We start from the raw sequence: 18,323 nt of genomic DNA, 5'->3' as shown, positions 1-18,323 counted from the left end.
GGCCCGGCACGCTGTTGGCCCGTGCGGGTGAGGCGCTGGGCCAGGCGCGCGCCAGCGACGGCGCGATGCTGCGCTTCGCTCATCCGGGCAATGTCGCGCCGCTCGACCTGCTGGGCGCCGATCTGCACCACGCGATCGAACGCGGGGAAATCGACATCGTCTTTCAGCCGCAGGTGTCGATCAAGACCGGGCGGATCACCGGCGTCGAGGCGCTGGCGCGCTGGCGCCATCCGACGCTGGGGCCGCTGGGTGCCGATCCGCTGTTCGCCGCCGCCGAACGCGCCGATCTGGGGCTGGCGCTGTCCGATCATATCCAGCAGATCGCGCTGCAACGCGCCGCGCACTGGCCGACCAGCCTGTCGCACCTGCGGTTGTCGATCAACGTCACCGCCGCCGATGTCGCACGTGCGGGCTTCGTGCAGCTGTTTCTCGACCGGGTGGCGGCAAGCGGCTTTCCCCTGGAGCAGCTGACCGTCGAGATCATCGAAACCGGGCTGATCGTCGAGCTCGATCGCGCGGCCAGGGTGCTCGACCAGCTGCGTGGTGCGGGCGTGCGGGTGGCGATCGACGATTTCGGGACCGGCTATTCCAGCCTCGTCTATCTGACCGGGCTGCCGGTCGATTACATCAAGATCGACCGCGCGCTGGTCTCGCATATCGATGGCGCGGACCGCGAACGGATCGTCGTGCGCGGCGTCATCCAGATCGCGGGACAGCTGGGGCTGGGCATCGTCGCCGAAGGGGTGGAGACCGCCGAACAGGCGCATCTGCTCGGACAGCTGGGGTGCGAGACCTATCAGGGTTTCCTGCGCGCCGGCGGCCTGGAGGAGGACGCGCTGGTCGCGATGGTCGAGGAGGAGATACAATGCGCGGCGTGACGATGGCAGCGATGATGCTGCTTCCCCTGGCCGCGCAGGCGAGCCCGGCGCCCGCGTCCGATCCGGCGGAGGCCGGTATCCGTGCGGCCATGCTGGCGAGCGCGGCCGCGTGGAATGACGGCGGTCTGGACCGCTTCATGGCGATCTATGCACCCGATGCGGTCTTCGTCGGGAGCAAGGGCCTGATCCAGGGAAAGCCGGCCATCGCGGATAGTTACCGCAAGAGCTTTACCGATGGTGGCAACAGCCGAGGCCGGCTCCACTTCGATTTCCTGGGCCTGAAGCGCATCGGCGAACGGCGCATCCTGTTCGCGCGCTGGACGCTGTCCGGTGGCGCCAAGATGGAGAGCGGGATGACGACGCTGGTCTTCGAGCGTCGCGGCGATGGCTGGAAGATCCTGACCGACCATAGCAGCTGACGCGCGTTCCTCCCCAAGCGATCCGTGCCTGGGGAGGTGTCGGGGTCACCCCGCCGCTTTCGCCAATCCCTTCGACAGTTGCAGCGCACCGTGCAGCCGTGCCTTGGCGTCCGGCCAGGCGCGGTTGAGCACCAGCTTGCCGTCGGGCCGCAGCTTGGCGAGCTCGCCCAGCCGTTCGACATAGGCGAACAGCCCGTCGACATTGGGCGGGCGATTGTCGTGGAACGCGACCAGCACGCCGCGCGGGCCGACATCCATCTTGGCGATGCACGCCTTCTTCGCGTTCAGCTTGATCTTGATGACCTGGATGAGGTTGTCGGTCGCCTCGGGCAGCGGGCCGAAACGGTCGATCATCTCTGCGGCGAATTCCTCCACCTCCTGATGCTTTTCCAGGTCGTTGAGGCGACGATACAGCCCCATGCGCAGGTCGAGATCGGGGACGTAATCGTCCGGGATCAGGATGGGCGCGTCGACGGTGATCTGGGGCGAGAAGTCGCGCTTCTTCTCGAACGCGCCACCCGCCTTGGCCTCCAGGATCGCCTCTTCCAGCATCGACTGGTAGAGTTCGTAGCCGACTTCCTTGATATGCCCCGACTGTTCGTCGCCGAGCAGATTGCCCGCCCCGCGAATGTCGAGATCATGGCTGGCCAGCTGGAACCCCGCGCCCAGTGAGTCGAGATCGGACAGCACCTTCAATCGCTTCTCCGCCGCCTCGGTCATCATCCGCTCCGGCGGCGTCACCATATAGGCATAGGCGCGCGTCTTCGACCGACCGACCCGCCCGCGCAGCTGGTAAAGCTGGGCCAGGCCGAAGCGGTCGGCGCGGTTGACGATCATCGTGTTGGCGGATGGGATGTCGATGCCGCTCTCGATGATGGTGGTCGACACCAGCACCTCGAACTTGCGGTCGTAGAAGGCGGACATGCGCTCCTCGACCTCGGTGGCCGACATCTGGCCGTGCGCGACGACGTAGCGGACCTCGGGCACTTCCTTGCGCAGATACTCCTCGATGTCCGGCAGATCGGCGACGCGCGGGGTGACTAGGAAGCTTTGTCCGCCGCGATAATGTTCGCGCAGCAGCGCCTCGCGCAGCACCACCGGGTCCCAGGGCATGACATAGGTGCGCACCGCGAGGCGATCGACCGGCGGCGTCTGGATCACCGACAGCTCGCGCAGGCCCGACATCGCCATTTGCAACGTGCGCGGGATCGGCGTCGCGGTCAGCGTCAACATATGGACGTCGGCCTTCAGCGCCTTCAGCCGCTCCTTGTGCGTCACGCCGAATCGCTGTTCCTCGTCGACGATGACGAGGCCGAGGCGCTTGAACTCGACGCTCTTGGCCAGCAGCGCATGGGTGCCGACGACGATGTCGATATCGCCCGACGCCGCGCCGTCCTTGGTCCGCTTGGCCTCGGTGGCGGTGACGAGACGGGAAAGGCGGCCGATCTTGATCGGGAAGCCTTCGAACCGCGCCACGAAGTTGTTGTAGTGCTGGCGCGCGAGCAGCGTGGTGGGGCAGACGACCGCCACCTGCATCCCCGCCATCGCCGCGACGAAGGCGGCGCGCAAAGCGACCTCGGTCTTGCCGAAGCCGACATCGCCGACGATCAGTCGGTCCATCGGCTTGCCAGCGGTCAGGTCGCCCAGCACATCGTCGATCGCCCGGTCCTGATCATCGGTTTCCTCGTACGGGAAGCGGTCGACGAACGCCGGATAGCCCGCGCTGTCGGGCTCGGCCACCTCGCCGGGGCGCAGGGCGCGTTCGGCGGCGGTGGCGATCAGCTCACCCGCGATCTCGCGGATGCGCTCCTTCATCTTCGCCTTGCGGCGCTGCCACGCCTCGCCGCCGAGACGGTCGAGCGTCGCGCCGTCCTCGCCCGAGCCGTAGCGGGTCAGGACTTCCAGGTTCTCGACCGGAACGTAGAGCTTGTCGCCGCCCGCATAGGACAAAGCGACACAGTCATGCGGGCTCTTGCCGACCGGGATCGAGGTCAGCCCCTCATAGCGGCCGATGCCGTGGTCCGAGTGCACGACCAGATCGCCGGGCGAGAGTGTCGCGAGTTCGGCGAGGAACGCGTCGGCCGATTTGCGCCGCTTCTGCCGCCGGATCAGCCGGTCGCCCAGCATGTCCTGCTCGGTCAGCACCGCGATGCCCGGCGCAGTGAAGCCATGGTCGAGCGGCAGCACGACCAGCGCGACGCCGAAGCTCTTCGACGTATCGGCGATGCCCAGCGCTTCCTGCCAGGTCTCGGCGGCCTTGGCACCCTTCAGCCCGTGATCCTTCAGCAGGCTGCCGAGCCGCTCGCGCGCGCCGACAGAATAGCTGGCGAGAACGGGCTTGCGGCCTTCCTTGCGCAGGGCCTCGACGTGATCGACCACCGCCTCATAGATATTGGCGTGCGCGGCGCGTTCGGGCGCGAAGTCGCGCGCGCCGTCGACCTCGAAATCGAGGACGGTCGCGCTTTCGGGCTCGTGAAACGGCGATGCGAGATGCGCGGTCGCGGTCTCCAGCCCTTCGTCCCATTCCTTGTGCGCAAGGTAGAGCGCCTTGGCGGGCAGGGGGCGGAAACTGCCCGGTTGTGCGGCCTCGGCACGCTTGCGGTTCTCGTAATAGTCGGCTACCGCCTCGAACCGCCCGCTGGCCGCCGCCGCCACGCCATTGTCGCGCACCACGACCGCGCCGTCGCCGAGATGGTCGAACAGGCTCGACAGCTTATCCTCAAACAGCGGCAGCCAATGCTCCATGCCCGCCATGCGCCGCCCCTCCGACACCGCCTGATACAGCGGGTCGCCGGTCGCCGTCGCGCCGAAGGTTTCGCGGTAGCGGGTGCGGAAGCGCTTGATCGATTCCTCGTCGAGCAGCGCCTCGGACGCGGGGAGCAGGGTGAAGCCGTCAATCCGCCCCGTCGTCCGCTGGTCGGCGGGGTCGAAGGTGCGGACGCTCTCGATCTCGTCGCCGAAGAAGTCGAGCCGCAGCGCCTGTTCCTCGCCGCTGGGGAACAGATCGACCAACCCGCCGCGCACCGCGAACTCGCCCTGGTCGTGCACCGTCTCGGTACGGACATATCCGTTGGCCTGGAGCAGCGCGGACAGCTTCTCCAGCCCGATCCGCTCGCCCGGTGCCAGCCGCGCGACCAGTTGCCGGATGCGGAACGGGGTCAGTACGCGCTGAGTGGCGGCGTTGGCGGTGGTCAGGACCAGCTGCGCCGTCTTCGGCTTGGCCTGTAGCCGGTGCAGCCCTGCGATCCGCTCGGCCATGACTCGTAAGGTCGGCGAGGCGCGGTCATAGGGCAGGCAGTCCCATGCCGGGATCTGCAATATCTCCAGCTCCGGCGCGAAATAGGTCGCGGTCGAGGCCAGCTCGCGCATCTGAGCTTCGTCGGCACAGATGAACACCGCGCGCGTCGTCGCGGCGCGGGCGAGATCGGCGAGCAGCACCGGCAGGAACCCCGCCGGAACGCCCGACAGGGTCAGCGGGCTCTTGGCGGACAGGATCGTCTTGATATCGGGCATGGGGTTCCGGGATTGAGCCAGGCGACAAAACCTAACGCGCGGCGGAGAAAATGGCCCCTCATGCCGTCATCCCGGCGAAGACCGGGTTCTCTGGCGGCAAGGGTGTAAGGTACGCCAAAGGCCCCAGCCTGCGCTGGGGCGACGGCTATGGGGTCAGCGCGCGATCGGCACGAAATTAAGCGCGCGCATCCGCTGCATCACCGGGCCGTCCCACTCAGGCGGACAAGGCTGTGTCCCGATCGCCCAGGCCATGATGTCGACATCCTGTTCCTCCAGCAGCGCCTCGAACCAGTCGAGTTCGTCCGCCGACAGCGTCTCGTGATGCGCATCGAAAAAGCCGCCGATCATCAGATCGGCTTCCTTGGTGCCGCGATGCCAGGCGCGGAAGCGGAGGCGCTTGATACGGGTTTCGTGGTCCATGGGGTTCCGATCCAACGAGAATAAGGCCCGAGACGCTCTGGCGGCGTGCGGGGGCTTGAGGCTATACGCACCCATCTAGTCATGCGTCCCGATATCCTCAATCCGCTGTTCGCCGAGGTCACGTCGCTGAAAGGCGTCGGGCCCGGTCTCGCCAAGCCTTTGGAGCGGCTGCGCATCGCGCGCGTGGTCGATGTCGCCTTTCATCTGCCGACCGGCCATATCGACCGTTTCCCGCGCGACGAGCTGATGGTGGCGGATGCGGGGCGGGTGATTTCGATACCGCTCACGGTGAAGGAACACCGCGTCTCCTCGTCCCCACGCGGGCCGACGCGGGTGCGCGCCGAGGATGCGGCGGGTAATAGCGTGGCGCTGGTCTATTTCGGCGGTAACTCGGGCTGGGTGAAGAAGCTGCTACCGATCGGCGAGACCAAGGTCGTCTCAGGCCGCCTCGACCTGTACGGTCAGGATCTGCAGATCGTCCATCCCGATCTGGGCGACAGCGCGGAGGGGTTTCGCGAGCGCGAGGCGATCTATCCGCTGTCGGAGGGGATCACCTCGCGGCGGCTGGGCGCGCTGGCGACGCAGGCGGTCGAGCGTTCGCCCGAACTGCCCGAATGGATCGAGCCGGGGCTGAAGGCGCAGCGCGGCTGGCCTGACTGGCGGGAAGCGCTTGCCCGTGTCCATGCCGACCCGGCGGATGCCAAGGCGCGCGAGCGGCTGGGTTATGACGAGGTATTCGCCAACCAACTGGCGATGACCTTGGTCCGCGCGGATACCCGCAAGCGGCGGGGGCGGGCGCTCAACGGCGACGGGCGCCTGCGCGACATGCTCAAGCTGCCCTATACGCTGACCGGCGCGCAGAGCCGGACGGTGCGCGAGATCGAGGGCGATCTGGCGCAGGACGCGCCGATGCTGCGACTGCTCCAGGGTGACGTGGGCGCGGGCAAGACCTTGGTCGCGGCGATGGCGATGCTGATCGCGGTCGAGGCGGGGGCGCAGGCGGCGATGTTGGCCCCGACCGAAATCCTTGCGCGCCAGCATTATGAGACGCTGCGCAAGACGCTGGCCGGCTTGCCGCTGGAGATCGCGGTGCTGACCGGCCGCGACAAGGGCAAGGCGCGGGAGGCGACGCTGATGGCGCTGGCGGCGGGCGAGATCGACATTCTGGTCGGGACCCACGCCATCTTCCAGGAAACCGTGACGTACCGTGACCTGGCGCTGGTGGTGGTGGACGAACAGCACCGGTTTGGTGTGGCACAGCGGATGATGCTGTCGGCCAAGGGCAAGGCCCCGCCGCACCTCCTCGCCATGACCGCGACGCCGATCCCGCGCACGCTGACGCTGGCCAATTACGGCGAGATGGATGTCAGCCGGCTGGACGAAATGCCGCCGGGCCGCCAGCCGATCGAGACGCGGGTGGTGTCCGAAGATCGGCTGGACGAAGTGGTCAATGCGCTCGGTCGGCATCTGTCGGATGGGGGGCAGGCTTACTGGGTGTGTCCGCTGGTCGAGGAGAGCGAAAAGTCCGACCTTGCCGCCGCCGAGATGCGCGCCGAGACGCTGCGCGCTCGATTCGGAGCGCGGGTCGGGCTGGTGCATGGCAAGATGAAGCCCGCCGAAAAGGACGCCGTCATGGAGGCGTTCGCGGGCGGGCGGCTGGGCGTGCTGGTCGCGACGACGGTGATCGAGGTAGGTGTGGACGTGCCCAACGCGACGCTGATCGTGATCGAACATGCCGACCGCTTCGGTCTGGCGCAGCTCCACCAGTTGCGCGGCCGCGTCGGGCGGGGCGGGGGGCTGTCGCGGTGCCTGTTGCTGCGCGGTTCGCATTTGTCGGAGACGTCGCGCGCGCGCCTCGCCCTGATGCGCGAGACCAATGACGGCTTCCGCATCGCCGAGGAGGATTTGCGTCTGCGCGGGGCAGGCGAACTGCTAGGCACGCGGCAATCGGGGGAGATGGCGTTTCGGCTCGCTACCCCTGAGAATATGGCCGACCTGATGCAATGTGCGCAGGACGACGCGCGGCTGCTGATCGACCGCGATGGTGGGCTGGAGGCCCCGCGCGGACAGGCGGCGCGCACGGCGCTGTATCTGTTCGAACGCGACGCGGGCGTGGCGCTGCTGCGATCCGGCTGAACGAAGTAGCGCTCCCAGCGTTGGGTCCGCCGATATGGCAGCGATCCTTCCACTCATTCTCGTCCTGATCGCGGGCCTGGGCCTTGCGATCCAGCCGCCGACCAATGCCGCACTGGCCAAGGCGTCCGGGTCGGTGGTGCTGGCGGCGCTGACCTCGTTCCTGATCGGCACGGTGGTGCTGGCGATCGTCTGGGCGGCGATCGACCGGACCAGCCCGGCGGCGTTGAAAGGCGCGCCGGGCTGGGCGTGGCTGGGCGGTTTCTATGGCGCGGGGTTCGTCGCCGTGCTGGCCTATGCCGCGCCGCGCCTCGGCATTTCGGTGGCGCTGACGGCGGCGATCGCCAGCCAGCTGGTGGCGGCGCTGGTGGTCGATCAATTCGGGCTGTTCGGCGTCCGGGTCGAGCCGGTGACGGCGGGCAAGCTGGTCGGCGTGGCGCTCGCCATCCTCGGCGCGGTGATCGTCCGCCGGGGTTAACGCCGCCGGACCGTCACCCGCATCGTCACCTGGCGGTTGGCGGGGGCGACCTCCTCCTCCTCGGTCATGGCGAGCACGGGGTGTCCGTCCGCCGCCCAGTGGACGCGACGGACCCGCGTGTCCCGGCCGTTGCCGCCCACACCGTCGCCCCAGCTGTGATAGACATAGAGGAGGTTGCCGTCCTCGTCCGTGGTGAACGCGCCGTGGCCCGGCCCCTGTTCGTAACGCCGATAATCGGTGACGCCCGGCGGCATCGGCTGGCTATGCTGGAGCGGCGCGGACCATTTGTGCCAGCTGTCGATGTCGGTCAGGTCGGCGCCCTCGGGTGCCCAGGCCCCGCCGACGACGTAGGTCGGGCTGACCCCCGAGCTGGAATAGATCAGGTGGATGCGGCCGCCATGATGGATGGCGAAGGCGCCTTCGGACAGGTTCTCCTCGAAGGATCGGGTCGGCGCGATGATCGGCTTGGGTGCCGATAGCAGTCGCGTCGGGTGCGCCGGATTGACGCGCGCGCTCCAGGTGAGCGGATCGCCCATCGGTCCGCTGTCGGTCAGGTAACGCTGCGACCATGTATAAAAGGCCCGACCCCCGGACTCGTAATAGGACATGTCGAGGCTGATGTTGCGGGCAAAGCCCTCGCGGCCAAGCGGCGTGCCGTCCTGCTTCAGGATGGCGGCGGGGCGCGACCAATCGGCGGGATCGGCCGGATCGCCGCCGGGGCGAAGCTGCATGATATGCGAGGCGACCGTGTTCCAGGCGCCGCCGACATTCGACCCTTCGTCCCTGGGGTTGAAGCAGGGCGCGAACAGGATGGAGAGGCGGCCACCGATCTCGTGCAGTTCAGGTGCCCAGTAGCAGCCGGCGATGACCCGCCCCTCCACCGTTCGATCACGCCGGGTGAGACGGTTGAGAAGGTCGACCTCGCGCGCGCGTCCGCCCTGATCGTCGGCCAGCGCGGCGATGCTGTCGGCGACACGGATGGGCAGATGCGGCGAGCCGACATTGTCGTTGCCGGTATCGTCGGTGGCGATGAACAGATAGCGGGTGCGGCCGCCCTGCACATAGCGGTGGATGACCGGATCGGCGCGGTTATAGGCAAAGATCGCCGGATAGCGCCGCTGACGGATCGTGCCGCGAATGACATAGGTGCCGGGCTTGGCCGCCCGCGCCAGGTCGGCGGCGTTCCAATCGACCGCACGATCGGCGGTCGAACCATCCGAATAGGTCAGGGTCGCCCGAACGGACGACAAATCCGTACCCGCCGTCACCCATCGCGCGGCGACCTCGCTGCGGACGTTGACGATCCGGCCGTAACGTGCGGCAAGCGCGGCGGCGGTCCGCGCATCGATCGGCAGGGTGGCGGCGGCGGCGATCGGTGCGCCCGTCTGCGGCACGCCGACATTCCCATCGCTGGCGATCCGCGATCTGCGGCCGCCATGTTCGGGGTAGAAAGGGGTGGCGGTCCGTTCCGTTCGGGCGAGGTCCTTGACGCTGGTCCAGCGCGCCCCGCCATGGCGATCCCGCCAAGCGATCAGATAGCGACGTGCCGAGGAGTCCCATAGCGCGCGCGGGCTGTCGACCCCATCGCTCGTCCGCAGATCTATCAGGCCGAGTTCGACAAAATCCGCAGGGCTCGCCGGGTCGCTTTTGAAGACGACGGCGCTGGACGCCTGCGAGGCATCGGCGGTGCCATCCGGCAGGACGCGCGTGGCGATGACGCCCAGGCTGCCATCGGCGAAATGGAACAATGACGGCTGGGACAACCCACGATGCGCGACGCGGTCGACACCGACATAGTCACCGATCGGAAAGACGATGCCGTAATCGCCGTTGAGCGGAACCGGGCTTTTCGGTTCGCGGCCCATCGCCAGATGCAGCGCGCGCGCGATGATCGGCTGGTTGGCATCGTGCGCGTTCGTCGGGGTGCGCGTATAGGCCCGCAGGCGATAGGCATCGCGGCCGAGCAACGTGACGGTGAAGGTCTTCGTGACCGATGCGCCGCCGGGGGCGATCCGCCGCCCCGTCAGCCGAACGACCACGGGTGCCGGGCCCCGGCTGACCAGCCGGTCGCCAACGAGAACCTCGCGGTCGGCCGACCAGCGGATCGGCGGGCCTGGGGGCATGGGAAGTGCGGTTCCAGAGGCGATGACGGGGGGGACGATCCAATCGTCGGATGCGGGGGCGGCCACCCGGTCGGCGGCGGGTAACGGCGATGCCGTCACGGGTATCGCCGTCGCCAGGCACAATAGCGAACGCAGGACGGCCCCGCTCATCGCGCGGGGCCGACACGGACCTGCGCTATCGCCGGGGTCGCCGCGCTATTCGCCAGCTGGCCCCTGATCGTCACGCTGTCCCCGGCACGCTTCAGCCGCGATCGATCGGGTGCCTGCCAGGTGACACCCACGGGGGCGACATGACCATCGGCGAAGGTCGCCTCCACCGTCGCGGGCAGCGCGATCGCCGCGCGCGCGTCGGGCAGCGTGACCGAAACCGGCGCGATGGCGGTCACCAGCAAGGCGCGATTCCAGCGCGCCGCCAGCGCATCCCGCTCGCGCGCGGTGATCGACAGCACCGACCCGTGGCGCGGAGAGGCGGGCAGGTGGAAATCCTTGGGATAGGTCCAGCGGATCGGCGGGGTCAGCGAGTTGGTCGCCAGCGGGATGTAACCCTTGCCACCATAATCATCGACCCACAGGAAATAGCGAAAGCCGCTGGTGTCGCCGGGATTGGCGGCGAAGACGCTGGGGCCTTCCACCTCGGGCGTGCCGGCACGCCGGCCGATGCAGCGGTCGATGGTCTCCCACGCCCCCGACGCGGTCGTCGCGCGCAACGAACGGGAACGTTGGCCCATGATGTCGGACGACGGGCATCCCGACGCCTCCGACACCTTGGTGAAGCGATAATAGTAATCGCCGTCCTTCAGGACGGTGGAATCGATCATGCCCTTGTCCTTGACCAGGAAGGGCAGGTCGGCGGCCTTGAACCAGGGGCGGGGCGTGGTGAAGTGACGGAAATCGCGCGTCGTCGATGTCAGGATCTGCGCGCCATTGCCGTCGTTGCGCTTGTGCGCGGGATCGTCGAACAGGGTGGAGGTCCAATAGACGACATAGGCGTCGATGGTCGGATCATAATGCGCCTCGGGGGCCCAGGTCATGCCGGCGGCGGGGGTATTGACCTTGACGTGCCGCTGCTGCCCCCAATGGATGAGATCGGTCGATTCCCAGACCTCCAGATACTGGCTGCCATTCTCGGTCGCCTTGTCCCATCCCGTCCGCGCTGCCGACAGGTCCGTCGCGAGAAGGTAGAAGCGATCACCCTCCGCCGAACGCAGGATGAAGGGGTCGCGCAGGCCACGTGTGCCCATCGTCGATTCCAGGATCGGCTGCGCGTCGTTCAGCGCCTTCCACTGCAACGCGTTGTTCCCGTCGGAAGTGGCGAAGCGGATCTTCTCACCCTCGATCGTGTTGGCGGTGAAATAGACGAAGAGATAAGCGGTCATGGGATCTCGCATCGGCCTGGCGGGAACACGCAGGTCGAAGGGCACGATCACTGGTTTGACGCCCGGCGCGGTGATCCGCGCGGTCAAGCGGACCCGATGATCGCGCGCGTCGCGCCGGACCGCGCCCTTGCGGATCACATCGTCCCCGCCACCGCGATCGGTGTCCGAGAGGATCGATGGATCGGACGACTGCCAGCGTATCGAAACGTCCCGGGCACCGGGCATGGCGGCGAAGGCGGTCAGGTCGGCGGCGGTGTCCGGCAAGGTCACGCTGCCCAGCAGAGGCGTGGCGAGCGCCGGATCGCGTCGCAAGGCATCGGCGACGCTTCGCGGAAGGCTCGTGGAAGATGTCTGAGCAATGGTCGGCGTGTATGTTGCCAGCATGGGGGCCGCCAGCGCAAGCGCCGCCGCCCATCGCCGCATGCTGCCGCCACGCCGCCCGGCGTGCCTGCTCTCTTGTCGCGCGTGCATATCCTCTCCCCGCCCGTTTTGATGGCGGGAAGTCTCGGCTATTTAGTCATACAAGTAAAGCGCGTTCGGCAGTGGGAGCCGATCAGCTCGCGGCGCGATCGGTCTCGTCGGGTCCAGCGACCGCCATCGACAGGGTCCGGCGCAGCAGGGACGGCGAACATGGCTTGCCGCACACCGCCGCGCCCGGATAGCGTGATTGCAACGCCCGTTCGTCGGCATGGCCCGAATGGAAGATCAGCGGCACGCCCGCGTCGCGCAGCCGTTCGGCGGCGGGAAAGACCTCGCCGTCGCGCAGGCGGACGTCGAGGATCGCACAGGCCAGCTCCGGGTGATCGCCGTCGAGATGGTCGAGCACATCCTGCACGCTGACATAGGGGCCGTCGACCGTGTAGCCGCCGTCCTCGATGATCGTCTGGAGGTCCAGCGCGACGAAGAACTCGTCCTCGACCAGCAATATGTTCTTAGTCATGCGACAACACCGTATCCGGCAAAACGAGGCGAAGGAGGTAACGTCCGTCGGAACTATCCCGCTCCAACCTGGCACCCAGCTGACGCGACGAGGTCTGGACCAGCAGGGTTCCGAACCCCTTGGACGGTTCGGCGTCGGGCGGCGCGCCGCCGGTCTCGCACCATTCCAGGTGGATATGCTCGTCGCGGGTGGCCCAACGGATCGCCAAAGTCCCCCGATCCGTCGCCAAGGCGCCGTATTTCACCGCGTTGGTCGCCCATTCGTGCAGGATCAAAGCCAGCGGCGACAGACATCGGCGGTCGATCAGCAGGCGCGGGCCATCGATGGCGATGGTCGACTGGCCCCGGTACGGCGCGATCGTCGCCTCGACCAGCGCTTTCAGGCCGATCGACTGCTGCTCGCCGGCGGGGGATGCCAGCGAGTGGGCGCGGCCCAGCGTGGCGATGCGTTCGCGCACATCCTCGGCCATCTCGCGGACATCGTCATGCGATCGGGATGCGGCCGACACGATACCGGCGATGATCGCGAACAGATTCTTCACCCGCTGGTTCATCTCGCGCAGCATCAGCTCGCGCGTCTCGGCGATCGCATATTCGGCGGTGACGTCGATCGACACGCCGACCATGCGCGGCGGCGTGTCCGCGATGACGCGGCCGAAACCCTTGATCCAGCGTTCGCGGCCGTCGGCATCGACCCGGAAGGTCGTCTCGAAATCGCCGGATGTCGCCATCGCTTCGGCCAGGGCGCGTTCGACGGCGGGGCGATCCTCATCGGCGATGCGGTCGAACAACAGCCGTGAATGGGCGTCGGCTTCGCCGGTCACGCCGAACAATTCGCGACAGATGTCGTCGAGGATCGATTCGCCCGTATCCGCGCGATACTCCCACACGCCGATCCCGCCCGCCTTGATGGCGAGGTCCAGCCGCTCCCGCTCGGCGGCGAGTGCGCGTTCCATGCTGAGCGCATCGGTGATGTCGGTCAGGACCAGGGTCGCGCCGTCGATGCCGTCGCCCTGGGTGCGATAGGGCAGGATGCGCAGCGACAAGGTCCGCTCGCCGTCGCGGGTCATCACCCGCTGCTGCTGCTGCGCACCGCCCGCCGCGACCCGAGCCGCCCCGTCGAGGTAATCGGTGGTCGCCAGCCGCGTCGACACATCGGCGAGCAGCCGCCCCCGGTCGCTCGGCTGAAGCGGGAAGATCGACCGTGCCGCCTCGGTGTAGCTGCGCACGCGCAGTTCGCTGTCGAGCACGACCACCGCCAGATCGGTCGATTCGAAGAAATTGCGCAGATCGGCATTGGCGACGGTCAGCTGATCGACCTTGGTCTTCAGCTCGTCATTGACGGTCGACAGCTCCTCGTTGGTCGATTGAAGCTCCTCGTTCATCGACATCATTTCTTCGTTGGAGCTTTTCAGCTCCTCGTTCGCGGTCTCCAACTCCTCGACCGCCGACCGTAGGCGGTGGCGCGTCAGCCGCAGTTCGTCCTCAAGCGCCTCGATATGGTCGTCGCCGGGCTCCAGGTCGGCCAGATCGCTCTGTTCGACCGGGCTGAACGGCGCGGAATCGCGGAACAGGAACAGCAGCGAGCCGTCGTTCAGCGGGTCGCAGATGACCTCGACCTTCTGCACGCCATATTCGGTCGTCACCGCGACGTCGCGCGCGGCGATCCGCTTGCGCGCGTCGCGCGCCTGGCGAAGCATCGGGCCCATGACCTCGCGCAGTCCGCTGCGGGCCAGCGTCATCGCGCTGGACCCGCCCGCGCGGGTGACGGGGAAGTTGAAATAACGGCTGAGCTTGCCGAACGCCGCCAGGATGCCGCCATCCTGATCGACGATCATGCTGGGCGGAGCATAGCGGTCGACGATGCGGCGGATCGCGATCGTTTCGTCACTCAGGGACTGCCCCCCCTCGCGCTCGCTGCGTTCGTCGCGGCGGCGGGGTCCACGATGCGCCGCGCCCGGCAGGTCGATGGGGTAGGAGGGAGACGCCGCCGACCGCTCGAACAGGCGGGCATGGCCATCGATGGCGGGGAACAGATGGTCGAAGCGCCCGACGCTTTCGGATGGCCCCAGGAAGAGATAGCCGCCAGGTCGCAGCGCATAATGGAGCAGCGGCAGCACCGATTGCTGCAGGCGATCGTCGAAATAGATCAGCAGGTTGCGGCACGATACCAGGTCGATCCGCGAAAAGGGCGGGTCCTTGACCAGGCTGTGGTTCGAAAAGCGGATCATGTCCCGGATCTGCCCGGTGATCGTGAACCGTTCGGCATGCGGCATCGTGTAGCGTTCACGAAAGGCCGGCGGGATATCGCCCAGCGCGGCGGCGGGGTAGCTGCCCTCGCGCGCGATCTGAAGCATCTGTTCGTCGATATCGGTCGCGAATATCTGCACCGCCAGCGGCTGTCCCGCCTCGCGCAGCGCCTCGGCGAACAGCATCGCAATGCTATAGGCTTCCTCGCCGCTGGAGCAGCCCGGCACCCAGATGCGGATATCCTCGTCCGGGTCGCGGGCACGGATCAGCGGCAGGATCGCCTTGGTCTTCAGCGTTTCGAACAGGTCCGAGTCGCGGAAGAAACGCGTGACGTTGATCAGCAGGTCGCGGAACAGCGCCTCGCACTCGTCCGAGTCGCTCTTGATTCGCGCCAGATAGGCCGCGCCGGTGGGGATGCCCAGCACATGCATCCGCCGCTCGACCCGGCGGACCAGGGTGGTCCGCTTGTAGCCCGAGAAGTCATGCCCCACCGCGTTGCGCAGCACGCGGCACAGATCGTCGATATGATCGGCGACGACCTCGGCCTCGTGATGCCTGGGCTCGCCATTGCGGCGCGCGAAAAAGGCCTGGAGGCAATGGACGATCTCGCCCGCCGGCTTGACGAAATCGACAAGGCCCGTGCCCACCGCCGACAATGGCATGCCGTCATATCGCGCGCTTTCCGGGCGCTGGACGACGCCGACGCCGCCATTCTCCTTGATCGCGCGAAGGCCGGTGGTGCCATCCGCACCGGTGCCCGACAGGATGACGCACGCGGCGTTGGCTTGCTGGTCCCCCGCCAGCGACAAGAAAAAGTCGTCGATCGGTCGGCGCAGCCCACGCGGCTGGGCGAAATCGGTGAGTTCCAGCACGCCGCCGCGAATGGCCAGGCCGCGCCCGGGGGGGATGATATAGACCCGGTCGGCCTCGATCCGTTCCGACCCCTCACACTGGCGCACTTCCAGATTGGTGTGCCGGTCGAGCAGTTGTGCCAGCATGCTTTCGTGATTGGGGTCGAGATGCTGGACGACCACGAAGGCGAGGCCCGTGGGGGCCTGCGCCGGGGTCAACATCTCGCGGAGCGCCTCCAGCCCGCCCGCCGATGCGCCGATCCCGACGACCGGCACCGACGGGGTGGTCCGATCCCTGTCGGTCATACTGTCACGCTCCTGGGGGAAAAGCCGTCAGGCGGTGGTGCCGCCCTCATGGAAACGGCGCCTGGTCCAGGTCGGACAGGGTCAGCTTGGCTTGGGCGATGGTGGAGGCGGTGTTCGCGATCGCGGTGAGCGACCCCTCCAGGACTATGCCGCTTTCGGCCAGGATCGGGGTCAGCCGCCCCAGCGTCCGCCCTAGTTCGGTATCATAGGCCGACAGCCGCTCGGGATGCGACCGGCTGACATCGAATTGCGAGGCGAAGATATAGGGCATGCCGCCGCCCAGCAGGCGCAGCTTGGACATGTAGAGCAGGTTGACGAAGGGCGATCCGTCCTTGCGGAAATTGATCAGCATGGTGCGTACGTTCAATTGGCGATCATTGGCCAGAAACTCCCTGATCCGCTCGCGCGCCTCGCCATTCTCGGCGTCACGCTGAAGCAGGCGGCAATTCTGGCCGACGACCTCCTCAGTCGTATAGCCGGTCAGTTCGCGAAAACCGTGATTGACGAAGATCAGCGGATTGTCATCGCCGGCGCTGGCCAGAGCCAGCGCGATCGGCGATTTGTCGAGATACGCGGCCAGATGGCTCGGAATGGCAAGATCGTGCACTAGAACAGGCTCCTTGGTGCGCATTCGCATGGCTCCCCCCAAGCCGCAAGGGCACAGCACCCTGTTTGGTCCTGAAATCATCACCTATATCAACTCTCGGCGCGGTCGTGACGTTCCCGTGCCGATCCGGTCATTCGCGGGCTGGTGTGGATGGCGCAGCGGCGGGAATGGCGCTGCCCAGCCAGCTGTCGCGAAAGCGGCGCTGGGCCTTGGTCAGAGGCTGGCCCAACGTCTCGTTCGCCACGATCTCCATCGTCGGGTCGACGGCGAGGGTCAGCGTCGCCTGCCGCTCGCCGGCGCGCCCGCGATAGGTGATCGGCACGCGGTCGCCCGGGGTGTGGCGCGCCAGAATGGCGGCCCATTCGTCCGACGTCGACACGGGCCGGCCGTCCAGGGCGACAATGACGTCACCCTTGTCCAAGCCCGCGTCATGTAGCGGCGTACCGGGCCGGGTCGGCATGGCGAGGGTCAGGCCGCCATCCTGTACGACGGGCGACATGCCGGCCCAGGTCGCCCTGGGATGCGCGGCGCGCAAGGTGAACCCCGCCTGGGCCAGGAGCGGCGCGAAGTCCGGCAGGCCGCTCGCCGTGACGCTGCGCGCGAAAAAGCCATCGGCGAACGCCGTGTCGCCGGTCAGCGTGGCCAGGCTCTGCCGCAGATCGTCGGGGCGATAGGGGCGCTCCGGCCGTCCGTAATCCCGCCACAGCTGGCGCATATAGGCATCGAGCGTCAGGGCCGGGAAACGCTGTCGCAGTTCCAGGTCGAGCGCCAGCGCGATGATCGCGCCGTACGGGTAATAGGATACATAGATGTTGGGATTGGTCGGATCGATCGACTGCGCCGCGTCGACGAACGGCGCACGCAGGCTCATCTCCTGCGGCGAGCCGTATCGCCGCGCGGGCGTGTTGAGCAGGTTGTTCAGCGTCGCCGACAATTGCCCGATATAGGCGTCGAGCGGCATCTCACCGGCGCGCAGCACGGATAGCGGCCCGTAATATTGCGTGAACCCTTCGGCCAGCCAGAGGGACGGCGTCGCGTTGGCGCGGGTGAAATCGAACGGCTCCAGCTCGGCCGGGCGGATACGCTCGACGTTCCAGGCGTGGAAGAATTCATGGGCCAGCGTCTGGATCTGGTCGAACTTCGCGTCGGCGAGCGACCTCGGCGTGCTGATGACCGTCGAGTTGCGATGCTCCATCCCGTCGCCGCTGATCTGGGGAATATAGTCGGCCAGGAAGGTGTAGGTGCCATAGTCGAAGGGTGGTGGCGCGCCGAAGACCGCGATCTCCTGCGCGACGACCTTCTGCGCCATCGCGGCGAAGCGGTCGAGATCGGCGGGCGTGCCCGTATGATGCGCCGCCAGGCGGATGGTATAGGGCTTGGCGCCGTCCATCACCGTCCAGCTGCGTATGTCGTGCGCGGACAGCTCGACCGGGCTGTCCATGAAATATTGCAGGTCGCGCGCGGTATAGACCGCCGGATCGGCGGTCGGCACCAGCTGGGTCGCGACCCGCCACCCGGCGGCGGGGTGGAAGCGGACGCGGATCGGCCGGGCATCCTGTCCGACCGCCCAGAGGAAGGTCGCGGGCGTGTTCAGATGCGCATGGGTGGTGTCGATCTGCGCATAGGTGCCGTCGCCGCGATCGCCGAACAGCGTGTAGCGGACCGTCACCGTGCCGTCATGCCCGGCGACGCCCCAGCCATAGGGATCGTCGCGCGTGACGGTCAGCGGACGTCCCGCGCCATCGGTCGCCGACACCGAATAGACGTTCTTGGCGAACTCGTGGAGTGCATAGCGCCCTGGGGAGGACCGGGCCATCTGGAACCGCACCGGCCCGGGCGGCAACGCGCGATAGGTGACGCTGACCTGCGCTTCGTGGTGCTCCGCGCGGGGAAAGGCGATGTCATATTCCACCGCCGGGGACGCGGCGGTACGGGAAGACGTGCCTGTCTGGCACCAGGCCGCCGCGGGGCTGGGGGGGGGGGGGGGGGAGGAGGGGGGGGGGGGTGGTGGGTGGGGTTCTGTCTCTCTT

Annotated in this window: 12 protein-coding genes; 4 read left to right on the top strand and 8 right to left on the bottom strand. The window is 67.5% G+C overall.

Annotation, left to right across the window (positions count from 1 at the left end; translation table 11 throughout):
- A partial coding sequence (locus tag ACQKJZ_RS11360; RefSeq protein ID WP_427731178.1) for an EAL domain-containing protein occupies positions 1–878 on the top strand: 878 nt, incomplete at its 5' end.
- Positions 879–889: 11 nt separating this feature from the next.
- Entirely contained in the window at positions 890–1,297 is a 408-nt protein-coding gene (locus tag ACQKJZ_RS11355) for a YybH family protein (protein WP_427731177.1), read from the top strand.
- Between the two features lie 45 nt (positions 1,298–1,342).
- Here ACQKJZ_RS11355 and mfd read toward each other — a convergent pair whose 3' ends face one another.
- Positions 1,343–4,810, bottom strand: a complete 3,468-nt coding sequence (gene mfd, locus ACQKJZ_RS11350; protein ID WP_427731176.1) for a transcription-repair coupling factor — start codon at positions 4,808–4,810, stop codon at positions 1,343–1,345.
- Positions 4,811–4,963: 153 nt separating this feature from the next.
- Positions 4,964–5,230 carry a succinate dehydrogenase assembly factor 2 gene (locus ACQKJZ_RS11345; RefSeq protein WP_427731175.1) on the bottom strand — a complete coding sequence of 89 codons (267 nt, stop codon included), beginning with the start codon at positions 5,228–5,230 and terminating at the stop codon, positions 4,964–4,966.
- Positions 5,231–5,311: 81 nt separating this feature from the next.
- Here ACQKJZ_RS11345 and recG point away from each other — a divergent pair, with 81 nt between their 5' ends.
- Together recG and ACQKJZ_RS11335 are read left to right on the top strand one after the other, a co-directional pair.
- A complete protein-coding gene (gene recG, locus ACQKJZ_RS11340; protein ID WP_427731174.1) occupies positions 5,312–7,366 on the top strand; it encodes an ATP-dependent DNA helicase RecG in 2,055 nt (684 codons plus the stop codon).
- A 34-nt stretch (positions 7,367–7,400) separates the two neighbouring features.
- Positions 7,401–7,841, top strand: a complete 441-nt coding sequence (locus tag ACQKJZ_RS11335; protein ID WP_427731173.1) for a DMT family transporter — start codon at positions 7,401–7,403, stop codon at positions 7,839–7,841.
- On the opposite strand, the gene ACQKJZ_RS11330 is transcribed toward ACQKJZ_RS11335, so the two are convergent.
- From ACQKJZ_RS11330 to ACQKJZ_RS11305, 6 genes are all read right to left on the bottom strand, one after another.
- On the bottom strand, positions 7,838–10,114 hold the full coding sequence (locus tag ACQKJZ_RS11330; RefSeq protein WP_427731172.1) for a family 43 glycosylhydrolase: 2,277 nt from the start codon (positions 10,112–10,114) through the stop codon (positions 7,838–7,840). The two genes, ACQKJZ_RS11335 and ACQKJZ_RS11330, sit on opposite strands and share 4 nt — an antisense overlap.
- Positions 10,111–11,724, bottom strand: coding sequence for a family 43 glycosylhydrolase (locus tag ACQKJZ_RS11325; RefSeq protein WP_427731171.1), 1,614 nt, complete (start codon positions 11,722–11,724; stop codon positions 10,111–10,113). The genes ACQKJZ_RS11330 and ACQKJZ_RS11325 overlap by 4 nt, the downstream gene beginning before the upstream one ends.
- Positions 11,725–11,893: 169 nt before the next feature.
- A complete protein-coding gene (locus ACQKJZ_RS11320) occupies positions 11,894–12,280 on the bottom strand; it encodes a response regulator (RefSeq protein ID WP_312489909.1) in 387 nt (128 codons plus the stop codon).
- The gene (locus ACQKJZ_RS11315) at positions 12,273–15,686 is read right to left on the bottom strand and encodes a CheR family methyltransferase (RefSeq protein ID WP_427731170.1); all 3,414 of its coding nucleotides are present in this window, start codon (positions 15,684–15,686) and stop codon (positions 12,273–12,275) included. Before ACQKJZ_RS11315 ends, ACQKJZ_RS11320 begins: the two co-directional genes overlap by 8 nt.
- A gap of 46 nt (positions 15,687–15,732) precedes the next feature.
- On the bottom strand, positions 15,733–16,293 hold the full coding sequence (locus ACQKJZ_RS11310) for a PAS domain-containing protein (RefSeq protein WP_427731169.1): 561 nt from the start codon (positions 16,291–16,293) through the stop codon (positions 15,733–15,735).
- Between the two features lie 130 nt (positions 16,294–16,423).
- The gene (locus ACQKJZ_RS11305) at positions 16,424–18,205 is read right to left on the bottom strand and encodes a M61 family metallopeptidase (protein WP_427731167.1); all 1,782 of its coding nucleotides are present in this window, start codon (positions 18,203–18,205) and stop codon (positions 16,424–16,426) included.
- Positions 18,206–18,323: the final 118 nt, after the last annotated feature.

Source organism: Sphingomonas sp. NPDC019816 (assembly GCF_050274375.1).
In the GTDB taxonomy this organism is placed as follows: Bacteria; Pseudomonadota; Alphaproteobacteria; order Sphingomonadales; family Sphingomonadaceae; genus Sphingomonas.
This window is presented reverse-complemented; position numbering and strand designations above follow the sequence as displayed.

Coding starts and splice junctions, on each gene's coding strand:
- ACQKJZ_RS11355 (WP_427731177.1), top strand. CDS start 890: ATGATGCTGCTTCCCCTGGCCGCGCAGGCGAGCCCGGCGCCCGCGTCC.
- mfd (WP_427731176.1), bottom strand. CDS start 4,810: ATGCCCGATATCAAGACGATCCTGTCCGCCAAGAGCCCGCTGACCCTG.
- ACQKJZ_RS11345 (WP_427731175.1), bottom strand. CDS start 5,230: ATGGACCACGAAACCCGTATCAAGCGCCTCCGCTTCCGCGCCTGGCAT.
- recG (WP_427731174.1), top strand. CDS start 5,312: ATGCGTCCCGATATCCTCAATCCGCTGTTCGCCGAGGTCACGTCGCTG.
- ACQKJZ_RS11335 (WP_427731173.1), top strand. CDS start 7,401: ATGGCAGCGATCCTTCCACTCATTCTCGTCCTGATCGCGGGCCTGGGC.
- ACQKJZ_RS11330 (WP_427731172.1), bottom strand. CDS start 10,114: ATGAGCGGGGCCGTCCTGCGTTCGCTATTGTGCCTGGCGACGGCGATA.
- ACQKJZ_RS11325 (WP_427731171.1), bottom strand. CDS start 11,724: ATGCTGGCAACATACACGCCGACCATTGCTCAGACATCTTCCACGAGC.
- ACQKJZ_RS11320 (WP_312489909.1), bottom strand. CDS start 12,280: ATGACTAAGAACATATTGCTGGTCGAGGACGAGTTCTTCGTCGCGCTG.
- ACQKJZ_RS11315 (WP_427731170.1), bottom strand. CDS start 15,686: ATGACCGACAGGGATCGGACCACCCCGTCGGTGCCGGTCGTCGGGATC.